Raw genomic sequence first — 12,887 nt, 5'->3', positions numbered from 1 at the left:
GTATAAATATAGCTTGTGGACACTGTGTAAGACATTGCAGTACCGTAAGGTGTTTGCCAATGCAGTAGTGGGAGAAGCAAGAATCCCCCTGTTTTAGCTGTGGGGAGTGTCAAGTTGTGGAAAAATGATCAATCAAAACGCGTCAGAATCAGAGAAACAATGGCAGTGCCACATGCACTTATAAAAATGAATGGAGAGTATGCATATATTACAAAACGGATTGACCGGGAGATAACGGAAATTCAGATATGCATTTGAAAAATTTTTCATTGAAAGAGGCGGAACCTGGCAACAGAAAGTATCAGCTGTCAAAAGCATATGATATGTTACCTGTAAATATAATCATGCCGGAAGATAAAGAACAGCTCGCGCTTACGATCAATGGAAAAAAACGAAATATTCATAAAAAAGAATTTCGGCTCCTGGCAGAATCCTGTGAGATACCATCTAATGCAGCAGAACGTATGCTGAAAAAAATATGTTCCAAAAAAGATAAATTTATGAAACAGATAGAGGAAGCATATTTGTCTGAGAAACAGAAGGAAAAGGTAAAGGAACTTGTTTCAGAACGGATTGAAATTTTGCAGTAAGTGGCCAAAAAAAATTACCGATGCGAATATCCACTTGACTGGATTTCTTTACCTTGACATCTTCCGTGAGAGTATGCACAATAAAGGTATCATAAATTTGCCGGACAGAGATAAAATATGAAACAAGAGTAATAAACATGCAGAACATTTTCATCGTAGCAGACATGCCAGATCAGACTTGTCTGTTAAGAAGGATGAAACCGCAGGAAAGGAGAAAGCTATGAAAAAGAAGCTTCTGAAAAAATTAATGGTCCTTGCGCTGTCCGCAGTAACTGCCTTCAGTGCGGTACCGGCAGCAACGGTAACAGCAGCAGGTAATCCTTATCCTACAACACAGGATGTGGATCGAGATGGCTTATACGAGATCCCCTGCACACGCTTTGCATGGCAGTGCGTGTATGACAGACAGGGAATCGCATTGCCTGCATGGGGAAATGCGGTAAACTGGTGGCAAAATGCTATCAATCAGGGCTATGCAGTAGGAAATGAGCCTGTTCCCGGTTCTATTGCTGTATGGAGCGGAGATTATTACGGACATGTTGCTTATGTAACAGCCAATCTTGGAAACAACAGATTTACGGTAGATGAGGGAGGAAGAACGGACAAAGATCAGACCTCCTCTCATGGAGTTGCATATGGATATACACTGACCAATGCAGTCGGAGGAAGGCGCCCTTATGATTCCAACAAGGTGCTGCTTGGCTTTATCTATCCGGGCGTTCGTGTACCGGGCAAGCCATATGTGAGCGTGAATCCGGGAAAAGCAAACCAGACCACAACTTTTTCCTGGAATGCAACAAGCTATGCCAGATATTATGATGTATATGTGTATAAAGCAGGAGAATCCAATCCGACGCAAGTTCAGTATGGAGTGAATGGAACAAGCTGGTCCTGCACACTGCCGGCGGGGAATTACAGGGTAGCGGTGGCATCTGTGAATCATGCACAGTATGCGTATACATTTTCGGATTCTGTGAATTTCACTGTCCAGGCAGCTCCGGTCACACATACACATAGCTATCAGAGAGTAACGGTAAAGGCAACCACCACTGCCAACGGATATACACAGGAGCAGTGCAGCTGCGGAAGTATACAGAATAAACAGATCATCTATTATCCGAAAAAAATACAGCTTTCCAGAACAAGCTATACTTATAATGGAAAAGTAAAAAAGCCAACGGTAAAGGTTACAGACAGCAACAACAGGGTGATCAGTGCAGACAACTATACAGTTACCTATTCTGCCGGAAGAAAATATGTTGGAACTTACCGGGTAACAGTTCGGTTTAAGGGCAATTACTCGGGAACCGTTACAAAAACCTTTAAGATCACCGGAAAAGCTCATAAACACAGCTACAAAAAACAGGTAAAGAAAGCAACTACATCCAGGAACGGATATGTGCAGTATCTTTGCTCCTGCGGTGTGGTGACCGGAAAGAAAACCATCTATTATCCGAAGACAATAAAGCTTTCTGCCACAAGCTATACATACGACGGAAAAGTAAAAACACCGAAGATAAAAGTAACCGGTGCGAATAAAAAAACCATCAGTTCCGGCAATTACAAGGTGTCATATTCCCGTGGAAGAAAAAATGTTGGTACTTATAAGGTAACGGTGAAGTTTAAGGGGAATTACAGCGGAACCGTAACAAAGACTTTTAAGATCAAGGCGAAACCTAAAAACTGGGTTTATGTGGATACGCTTCCAAAGAATATCACTTCCGATAAATATACGATCCAGTATAAACACACCTATCAGAAAACAACCTCCAGTTATGTCAATGATGGTGGTGTTTATGAGTCTGTAAGACCACTGGAGACATCTGCTTCCAGACAGCTGGTGGGATATTATTACTATCATTTCTGCGGACCGAATACCGGACAGAATGTAAACTTCGCACAGACGGGCTCTTATGTACATTTTGACAGTGTAGCAGCCAGTCAGGTAACCGTAGCTGCTTCCGGCGCAGATGGAGATGACCCGAGCATTACCTATTATCTGCTGAACTGGAACGGAAACGGCAGCCGGGTGTGGTGCTCCAGCGGAACTACCTGCGACGGTGCATACGGAAGCCACGGAGCCAGAGGCCAGGCCTGGTACCGCATGAACCAGTACCAGAACAAAAAACTCCAGACTCAGACCACAACCTCCGAAAGTGATTGGACAACTGTTAAAGACAGCACAGCAGTAAAAACCGTTTACCGTTATAAAGCAAAATAGATCATAGATCAGTCATAAATCACAGTCATAAATCAGAAACTCCCTCATGTATCAGAAAAAACTGATATGTGAGGGAGTTTTTTTGCAGAAGGATATTTGTAGTCTGCACCGTATCTGGTTGATTGCCATAAAATATTGTGTCGAAATACAGAGAAACAACAGGAAGGAAAAATCTTGGATGTAAGATAAAAATATGATATTCTATAAGTATCTTATAAGACTTATTCTAGCCGTATGGCATTCACAGATGTTTCAGATCTGAAACGAAATTTCCATTTTTTATCAGACAAGGAGAAGATTAATTGAATACGAAATTAAAGGCTTATTTTCCAATGATAAGAACCCGCGAGGAGATTTTGCGGGACATTCAGCAGAACATAAATCTGACAGAGAGATTTTATAGCTGGAAAGAAGAACAGAGAGAGGAATTTCTGGATTTCTGTACGGGAGTGAAGGGGGTGAAAATGCTGTATGATGCATTTTTTAAGGAAATTATGAATCCGGAAACAGTACCGGAAAGATTAGAGGATTTTCTTGAAGTATTGCTTCAGAGAAAGGTGAAAATTATCGAAGTTTTACCAGGAGATTCTACAAGACTGGCAGATGAGCAGTCTCTTTTGATCATGGATATTCTGGTACGATTTGATGATGGTTCATATTGTAACGTGGAAGTGCAAAAAATAGGTTACGTTTTTCCTGGGGAAAGATGCGCATGTTATTCTTCTGATCTATTATTAAGGCAATATAAAAATGCCCGAAGTACCAGAAAAGAGAAGTTTTCCTATAAGGATATAAAAAGTGTATATACAATTGTACTGATTGATAAAAGTACAGGAGATTTTCATAAATATAAAGATAGATACTGCCATATTTTTCAACAGAGATCAGATACAGGATTGGAACTTAATCTGCTTCAGAAATATGTATTTCTTCCGCTTGACATCTTTCGTGAGAATATGCACAATAAAGGTATCACAGATAAACTGGATGCATGGCTGGCATTTTTGAGTATGGATTCTCCGGAAGTAATCGTGAAATTAATAAAAAAATATCCGGAGTTTACGGTCATGTACGAGCACATATATAATATATGCCGGAATGTGGAAGGGATGATGGAAATGTATTCAGAGGAATTAAAGATTCTTGACAGAAACACAGTGAAGTATATGGTTGATCAGATGCAGGAGCAGATTGATAATCAAAAGGAGAAAATTGCAGCTCAGGAAAAAGAAATTCAGATGTTAAAAAGAAAGCTTGAAGAACAGAAATAAAATATAAGATCAGAAACTCCCTCATATATCAGAAAAAACTGATATGTGAGGGAGTTTTTTTGCTTAAAAAACGGCTTATTTATTTAGATTATAGTTGGTAAATTTCACAGAGCACAATACTCTGTTTCTATAAAAATACCATAAATTTTTCGGAAATTCAAGGTGCAAGTTCCTGAAAACCGGCTTTTTTATCGTGGTTTTTCGCCATATTTTACGGATAATATAAGGCGCAAATATTGTGGTATCCGAAAAAGGACACTATTCGCCGTCAGTGTCATCGTCAGAGGATAAAAGACCGGCGGATAAAAACTCTTATTTGTGAACAGACTATAAGATTCGGCATAACAGGAGGAAAGATCAATGAGCAGAAAAGGAGAAAACATTTACAAAAGAAAAGACGGACGATGGGAAGCCAGATATATCAAGGAGCATCGGATAAACGGAAGGATACACTATGGCTACTGTTACGGAAAAACATATCATGAAGCCAGAGATAAGGTCAATCAGGCACGTTATGCGCTGATGAATGATCAGCTTCTGCCCGTGAGAGGAAAACGGAATCGCTTTGCAGATTACTGTAATGAATGGCTGTATCTGAAACGAAGTAGCGTGAAACCATCCACTTTTGTAAAATATACAACGATCCCGGAAAAATATATCAGGCCTGATCTCGGGCAGTATTTTTCCGAGGCTGTTTCAGAAATACTTGTAGAACAATTCAGCTACAGGCTTATCCATGAAAGAGGATTGTCACCAAAAACAGTGCGGGATATCCTTTCCGTGCTGCATTCCATTCTGAATTATACAGCAAAGCAGAATCCACTGGCAAAACCGGTGGATATCGTATACCCCAGGCAGGATCGAAAAGAAATGCGTGTGCTGACCTGTGAAGAACAGAAAAGGTTTACGGAATATCTTTTACAGGACATGGATCCGTGTAAATTTGGGGTTTTGCTGGCATTGCTGACAGGATTGCGGATCGGAGAAGTATGTGCTTTGAAATGGGAAGATATTTCTCTGGAAAATAAAGCCATCTTTGTACGTCATACCATGTAGCGTTTGAAAAATCTCAATCCCACAGGTGAAGAAAGGACCCGGATCATAACCGGGGTTCCTAAAAGTGGAAGGTCGGTAAGGATGATCCCCATGAATCAGGATATTGAAAAGCTCTGTAACAAATGGAGAGCAGATGATCCGGAAGCATATGTTCTGACCGGAAAAGCAGGGTATTTCCTGGAACCCAGAACCCTGCAGTATCGCATGAGGAAATATACGAAAGATTGTGATCTGAAAAATGTTCATTTCCATACTTTGCGGCATAGTTTTGCGACACGATGTGTGGAGGCCGGATTTGAGATCCGCAGTCTTTCGGAGATCCTGGGGCACTCCAGCACACGGATCACACTGGAATGTTATGTACATTCATCCATGAACCTGAAACGTAAAAATATGGAAAAACTGAAGATCGCAGATACCGTGGAAAAAGAATTTCCGGGAGCCTGAGTTTTTTTATAAACCGTCAAAAACCGCCGTCAGAGAAGAAAGAACCGTTAAATTTACACGGATCGCAGGAAATCTTTCACAGAGTATTGTGCTCTGCGAAAGAGCAGAAATACCGGCATGGACATGTAATGAGCAGTGCCTGTTTTTGACTGCCATAGCATACAAGAAGGAGGTTTGAAGTATGATACATAATCATTCATCTGGAAAACACCGTCTGTGGAGGAAGGTCCTCTCAGTCTGTATTGCGTTCGCAATGATCTGCAGTGTTTCCATCTCAGCGTTTGCGGTAGAGGCCAGCAGTGAAACAGCCAATGAAAATATTGAAACAGTACAGTCCGGATCCGCAGAGGATGCAGAAGAGCTGACAGCCACAGAAGCGGAAAATGATCAGTCGGTGGATGAAGCACAACCGGAAGAACCTTCGGCAATAACAGGAGATGAAGATACAGAGGAACCTGCAGAAGTTATCGAAGCTCCATCGGAAGACACAGAAGAACCAACAGAGCCATCTGCAGAACCCGGCGAAGACACCGAACAACCCGCCGACCCCACTGTAACTGAGCAGCCGGAAGAGCCGAGTGTGACACCGGCGGAAGATGCAGACACATCGGATGAAGTGCAGGATGTGGAGATGGAAGCGCAGGAGGCACAGACAGAAGATGAAGCCGCTGCGCTGGCAGTAAATGACGGAACTGCCGTGGATCTGACTGGAGCAACGGTTACGATTGAGGATACCATTAAAACAGATGGATGTCTGAAATTAAAGGTTACTGATAAAAATGGGGCTGAGATTACTGCTGATCAGCTGAAAAACGCCGGATATATGGTTACATGGTACAAGGATAACAACAAGGCAGTATCACGTAAGAAAGTTACCGGCGACAGTTACAATATGGCAGAGGATGGAAGCTGGGTAAACGTAACATTAGATAAAGGCGCGCAGAAGACTTATACGGTGAAAATTACAGCCGCAAATGGAAATGTTGTTTTGCAAACGGCTTCCGGAGTGAAAGTTGATTATTATGATTCTTTGCAGAATGGTAGTTTTGAAACTCCGGTATGCACCGATAGTTATCAGCCATATATAACTGCCGAGACACAGGGAATAGTGTGGAAAACAACGGCTCAAGATAATCAGATTGAAATAGTTAGTACAGCAAAGACTGATTTTAAAAATTTATCAAAAAAGTGGCATGGAATGAGTTCAGCAGCAGAGGGTTTACAATATGCAGAATTAAATGCTAATTATGAGAGCTCACTATATCAGGATGTATTAACAACTCCAGGGTCTGCAATGCATTGGCAGGTAGCTCATGCTGCTCGTCTTCGAAATGGAGACAACTGGTTCAGCGGAACTGATAAAATGTATGTTGTTATTATGGCATCTGATCAAGCAGAAAACCTCTCTAAAAATCAATCTCAATTAAAAAAAGTAGCCCAACAGTTAGCAAATGGAAATCAAACAATAGATGGAGTAACTTATACAGGTGCAACAAGCCATTTATGTACAAATAGTGATTGGAGTAAATGGAAAATAAACACAGGCGATTATACAGTCCCTCAAAATCAGTATTTAACTAGATATTTTTTCGTATCTGCATCAAGTGCTGCAAATAATCCATCAATAGGCAACCATCTTGACAATGTATGGTTCAGTACTGCTTATCCACCAGCAAATCCTGGAGAGGGTCGTATTACGATAATAAAGAAAGTGTATGGCTTGCCGGAAAATAAGCTTGGAGAAATTAATAAAGAAAATTTGATTACCTATATGGCAGGAAATGGAAGCGGAACAGCAGCTTTAGGTGATTGGAAACAGGAAACAGACAGCGATGGATCAACTTATTATACAGTAAGTTATACAACTCCTACACTTAAAATTCCTGTTGATCAAAATCTTAATTGTACTGTAAGTGAAAATGAAGAGCAAGCAAAGGTATCGGGATATAGTCTTAAGAAGAGTATTGATTTTTCGGAATTTGCGCTTAGTGACAGTTCCGGTAATCGTGAAAAAACAGTAACCATCACAAACACCTACACCCCGACAGTAACAGATATCACTGTAAAAAAAGAAGTAACGGGTTCTATGGGTGATAAAACAAAAGGATTTAGCTTTGATTTTAGCTATGTAAATGAAGAAGGCAGCACCATAAGAGAAACAAAGACTTTGAAAAATGGAGAATCTTTTGAACTTACAGGTGTAAAGATTGGTTCTGGTGTGACATTAACCGAAAAGAATGCAGCAAATTACACAACATCTGCAACATATGGCAATGCAAAAATTTCACCTTCAGAGCAAGATACTTCTTCTGAAACTAAAACAATAACTGTTACAAACATCACAGCAGACCAAAAACTGATCACCGTCACCAACAACAAAGAAGTCATCCCGGACACAGGCGTGAATCTTAACTCAACACCATACATTCTGATGTTAGGTATTATGGCTGCCGGAGCAGGTGTGCTGTTGTTCAGGCGCAGGAAGCGTTGGAGTTGAAGGCGGTTGTGATGAAGAAGAAACGGTCAGGAAAAAAAGGAAGCCGCAATGCTGGAGCAGAGCGGTTTCCGCAGACAGAGGCGTTAAATCATGAGCACGAAAAGCTGAAGGAGTGGTTCCGGACGGTCAGGTTTCGGAAGGTGCTGCTTGGCGGAGTGGATGAAGTTCATCTCTGGAAAAAGCTGGAAGAGCTGAATCAGATTTATGAAACATCCTTAAGTGCAGAACGTGCACGGTACGATGCACTGATCGCTGACCATCAGAAAAGCTGTGATGCCATGATTCGCAAATATAAGGAACTTGCTGAAAGAGGGACTACCGGACAGGATACAAATGTCTGATCTGTTCACAGGATATAGTTCCAGAGAAGAGGTGCGGAGGTGATGCGTGCTGAAAAAGATCAAACCTGTTCTCAGACAATCCGGAAAAGAAGATATTCTACAGAAATAAAGGAAGGCTACATCCGTCTTTTCTGGCGGATCGTGTTGATCGTGGCCGTTGGCTGGCTGCTGTTTACACAGGTTTTTCTTATAGGCCAGGCACCGGATAATGAAATGTTTCCGGCAGTGGAGGCCGGAGATCTTCTCATCGGTTATCGGCTGGAACAGAATCTTGAAAAAGAAGATGTTGTCGTGTATGAAGCCGGCGGTAAAACTCATGTAGGGCGTATCCTGGGATGCGAAACCGACGTGATCACAATGGATGACACAGGAACGCTTCTCGTAAACGGAACAGCCCAGACAGGAGAAATTGCATTTCCTACATATGCAAAAGAAGGGATCACATATCCCTATACAGTTCCGAAAGGCAGTGTATTTATTCTGGGAGATTACCGAACCCATGCAAAAGACAGCCGTGAATTTGGCCCCATCTCTACAGAGGATGTAAAAGCAAAAGTGATCACCATACTCCGAAGAAGAGAACTGTAAAAAAGTAACAGCTCTCCCTTTTACGGGAGAACATCACAGTAAAACGTATAAGCTGCTTTTTATGAGCTTATAAATAAATTTATATTTCTAGGAGGATTTTCTTATGAAAAAGACAAAGAAACTGTTAGCATGTTTGATCGCAGCAGCCACCATGTTTACCATGGGAAGTACGGCGTTTGCGGAAGAGACAGGAACAGACTTACCAAACGATGTAGTAACAGTAAACATTTCCAAGCAGTACATGTGCACAAATGATAAAACACAATCTCCGGCTGAAACATTTTATTTAGCACAGGAAGAAAAAAGTGTTGAAGATGGTGAAGCTACAGTAGCGCCAGATCTTATAAAATTATCAGGTGATGAAAATCAATATGTTGCAAAAGCTGTTTTTTCTGAAGGCGGTGCAGGTACGACAGGAATGTTCACTGTTACTTTACCCTCATATGAAAAGGTAGGTAAATATAGTTATAAATTGCAAGAAGTTGACGGAAAAACAGCAGGTGTTACTTATCGTACAGATACAATTAAATTAGTTGTTACTGTTATTAATGGGAAAAATGGTGCGCTCATACGCCAGGTAGGTGTTCATACAGAAAAAGACGGAGTGGACGTAAAATCATCAAGTTTTAATGATAATAAATATTCCGCAGGAAAATTAAAAGTTACTAAAACAGTTGAGGGTAATTTAGGTGATAAAACCAAAAAATTCCATTTTACAGTTAAATTTGAAAAACCTGAAAATAAAGATGTTAAGAGTGATATTACAGCAACAGTTGCAGGTACTGATAAAGGAAGCCTTGCTTTAGATTGGGCAAGTGGAAGTTGCACATATGAGTTTGATCTGGCAGATGGAGAGACTGCATCTTTGGGTAACATTCCATATGATGTGAAATATACAGTTACTGAGAGTGACTACGAAAAAGATGGTTACAGTATAGCTATGAAAACAGGTAACAAAGGTACTGTAAGCGCAGCTGAGCAGACAGCATCATTCACTAACACCAAGACCGGCGAGATCGACACCGGTATCAACCTCACAACCCTCCCATACATCCTCGTATTCGCAGGCGTGATCGTAATCGCAGGTGCAGCATTCATCACCAGAAGACGTAAATACGAAGACTAATGATCATCCAGGCAGCAGAGAGGAGGCAGTATGAACGCATCTAAGTTTTTTCTGAAAGCAGCCAACTCTCTGGTCACTGCCATTGTAGCATTGTTTCTGATCCTGGCGGCGGCGTATTCCGGGTATGCACTCTGGGATAACGCACAGGTCTATGGCGCTGTGGACGACATCCAGTCACAGCTCTTAAAACTGAAACCCGACCCGGAACAGAAAGACGGAGGCGCTTCTTTTGAAGAGCTCCGCAAGATCAATCCGGATGTCTGTGGATGGATCACACTGGACCACACAAAGATCGACTATCCGATTCTTCAGGGAGAAGATAACCTGACTTACATCAATACTGATGTATATGGTGATTTTGCTTTATCAGGAAATATCTTTCTGGATTCCGGCTGTGACAGAAATTTTCAGGGGAAGTATTCTCTCCTGTATGGTCATCACATGGCAGAGCATAAGATGTTCGGAGATCTGGATCTTTACAGAAAAAAGAAATTTTTTAACAAAAACACCACAGGTACGCTGATCCTTTCTGACCGTTCCTACAAGTTGGAAATTTTTGCATGTATGCAGGTTTCCGCATCTGAGGATTCTATTTTTGCAACGGGAAAATGGCAGGCGGATACCAGTGGACTTGTGGATTTTGTCAGAAAAAACGCGGAACATGTCCATCAGCAGACAATGGATAACATTGGAAAGTCCGAAGATTTTTCCCAGATACTGGCAATGTCAACCTGCTCTTCGGAATTTACAGATGCAAGAACAGTTCTTCTGGCGGTAATGAAACCTTATTCGCCGGAGACGTAAGGAGGGGATGAAGACGAATATACGAAAATTTCCGGCAGTGCTCCTGCTTGCGGTTCTGTGCCTGACAGTTTTTCCGATTTCAGCTGTGGCAGCTGGAGTTACGGAAGTAAAGATTCCTGTCAGCGTGGAATTGTCAGGTGAGAAGCCATCTCCGGACGAAACTTATACGATCATTCTTCAGGGTGAGGACGAAGCACCCATGCCGGAAGAAAATACGATCACGGTCACAGGTGCGGGGAAAGCAGAATTTCCTGCAGTGGAATATTCTGTTCCTGGCGTATACACTTACAGCGTTTCCCAGCAGCCTGGAAAGCTGGAAAACGGACATTATGACAATACCGTTTATTATGTGAAGGTAACAGTAACGAACGGAGAGTCCGGTGATCTGGAAGCAGTTGTGGCTGCACATACCGATGCACAGATGAACAGCGAGAAACAGGATATCGGCTTTGTGAATTCCTACGATCCTGTGGATACGCCGACACCTGTACCGGAAAATACACCGACACCACTTCCGGAAAAAACTCCGACTGCAGTGCCGACCAGAACTCCGGCAGCGACCATAACGAACACGTCGGTAAAACCTGACAGCAATCCGCCTGCTTCCGGAACTTCTTCCTATACAGGAAATACAGGTTCCAGTCATGTAAAAGCCATGCCAAAAACAGGAGATAACACAAATATTGCGAAATGGATCGCAGTGATCTGCGTTTCCGGATGCGTGGTATTACTGGCAGCAGTATTTGTCAGAAGAAAAAAGAAAACGGATAAATAACAGGATCCGGACAGCGGTGCGGCAGGAAAAATTTCTACCGCATCGCTTTTTTTGACGAAATGTGAGGGACAGAGGATGGCAAACGGACTTAAACTGGAAGGTCAGAGATTTGGTCATCTGACGGTACTGAAAAAACTGGATGAGCGGGAAAACAGATATGTTGTATGGCTGTGTAGATGTGATTGTGGAAATGAGATAAAAGTAAATACCAGACATCTGATGCGTGGGACTGTAAAGGACTGTGGATGTATTCCGCAAAACAGTTCCAGGAGAGGCCCGGTGGCAGAAGACCTTACAGGCCGGCGTTTCGGGAAACTTGTGGCAGTAAAAAAACTGGAAAGTAAAAACGGCAGGACCAGGTGGGAATGCCGCTGTGACTGCGGGAATATGCATATTTCCACTGCACACAGCCTGAAAGCCGGAAAATGTACCAGCTGCGGCTGCGGCCATTATGTCAGAGGACGCGGGATCACCGACATCAGCGGACAGCGTTTCGGGCGGCTGACTGCTCTCTATCATACAGATAAAAGGAGCAAAAAGGGCTCTGTGTTCTGGCATTGTCGGTGTGACTGCGGAAATGAAGTGGATGTGACAGAGGATGGCCTTCTTCATGGTAATTACAGAAGCTGTGGCTGTCTGAGACAGGAGATATGGAAGGAGCTTCCCGGGCAGCTGCATATGGTAGATGGAACCTGTGTGGAGATGCTGGAAAAAAGAAAGCACCGCAGTGATAATACCAGCGGATTCCGTGGCGTCTATCAGCTGCGGAATGGAAAATACCGTGCTACCATCGGATTCAAGGGGAAACGATTTTATATCGGAACTTTTGTGGATTATCAGGATGCGGTCCAGGCCCGCCAGGAAGCGGAATCTACCATCCACGAAGGCTTTGTCCGTGCCTGGTACAGCTGGAACCGGCAGGCAGAAAAAGATCCCGGCTGGGCCAGAAATAATCCTCTGGTATACGAGATCCAGCGGATCAACGGAGAGTTTCAGGTGACAACGAATATGAAAGAAAAAGAACTGCTGAAGTAAACTGAATATTCTCACATAAGCTGTCGCATTAATGTGCTACAGCTTATTTTTTTGAAAAATACCGATAAAAATGTGGACAAAACCGAAAACAATGGTTAATATATACACATGCCTAAAAATCAAAAAATGAAAATTA

At 42.3% G+C, this 12,887-nt stretch carries 10 protein-coding genes and 1 pseudogene; all 11 read left to right on the top strand.

The window, feature by feature from the left end:
* Positions 1-248 precede the first annotated feature (248 nt).
* The 11 genes and pseudogenes from ACTNDQ_RS01385 (at position 249) to ACTNDQ_RS01335 (ending at position 12,751) form a co-directional block, all read left to right on the top strand.
* The gene (locus tag ACTNDQ_RS01385) at positions 249-590 is read left to right on the top strand and encodes a HipA domain-containing protein (protein ID WP_441063348.1); all 342 of its coding nucleotides are present in this window, start codon (positions 249-251) and stop codon (positions 588-590) included.
* A gap of 220 nt (positions 591-810) precedes the next feature.
* A complete protein-coding gene (locus ACTNDQ_RS01380; RefSeq protein ID WP_441063346.1) occupies positions 811-2,811 on the top strand; it encodes a CHAP domain-containing protein in 2,001 nt (666 codons plus the stop codon).
* Between the two features lie 302 nt (positions 2,812-3,113).
* The gene (locus ACTNDQ_RS01375) at positions 3,114-4,082 is read left to right on the top strand and encodes a PD-(D/E)XK nuclease family transposase (protein ID WP_441063343.1); all 969 of its coding nucleotides are present in this window, start codon (positions 3,114-3,116) and stop codon (positions 4,080-4,082) included.
* Between the two features lie 360 nt (positions 4,083-4,442).
* Positions 4,443-5,585 (top strand): annotated as a pseudogene (locus ACTNDQ_RS01370) (tyrosine-type recombinase/integrase).
* 181 nt (positions 5,586-5,766) lie between these two features.
* Complete coding sequence (locus ACTNDQ_RS01365) at positions 5,767-8,082, top strand: DUF5979 domain-containing protein (RefSeq protein WP_441063340.1); 2,316 nt, start codon at positions 5,767-5,769, stop codon at positions 8,080-8,082.
* A gap of 11 nt (positions 8,083-8,093) precedes the next feature.
* Complete coding sequence (locus ACTNDQ_RS01360) at positions 8,094-8,423, top strand: hypothetical protein (protein ID WP_441063338.1); 330 nt, start codon at positions 8,094-8,096, stop codon at positions 8,421-8,423.
* Positions 8,424-8,465: 42 nt separating this feature from the next.
* A complete protein-coding gene (gene lepB / locus ACTNDQ_RS01355; RefSeq protein WP_441063336.1) occupies positions 8,466-9,011 on the top strand; it encodes a signal peptidase I in 546 nt (181 codons plus the stop codon).
* 103 nt (positions 9,012-9,114) lie between these two features.
* A complete protein-coding gene (locus ACTNDQ_RS01350) occupies positions 9,115-10,137 on the top strand; it encodes a DUF7601 domain-containing protein (RefSeq protein ID WP_441063334.1) in 1,023 nt (340 codons plus the stop codon).
* A gap of 30 nt (positions 10,138-10,167) precedes the next feature.
* A complete protein-coding gene (gene srtB / locus ACTNDQ_RS01345; RefSeq protein WP_441063332.1) occupies positions 10,168-10,941 on the top strand; it encodes a class B sortase in 774 nt (257 codons plus the stop codon).
* 7 nt (positions 10,942-10,948) lie between these two features.
* On the top strand, positions 10,949-11,716 hold the full coding sequence (locus ACTNDQ_RS01340; protein WP_441063330.1) for a Spy0128 family protein: 768 nt from the start codon (positions 10,949-10,951) through the stop codon (positions 11,714-11,716).
* 75 nt (positions 11,717-11,791) lie between these two features.
* Positions 11,792-12,751 carry a transcriptional regulator gene (locus ACTNDQ_RS01335; protein ID WP_173741659.1) on the top strand — a complete coding sequence of 320 codons (960 nt, stop codon included), beginning with the start codon at positions 11,792-11,794 and terminating at the stop codon, positions 12,749-12,751.
* The last annotated feature ends 136 nt before the right edge of the window (positions 12,752-12,887 follow it).

Source organism: Blautia massiliensis (ex Liu et al. 2021) (assembly GCF_052064225.1).
GTDB lineage: Bacteria > Bacillota > Clostridia > Lachnospirales > Lachnospiraceae > Blautia_A > Blautia_A fusiformis.
This window is presented reverse-complemented; position numbering and strand designations above follow the sequence as displayed.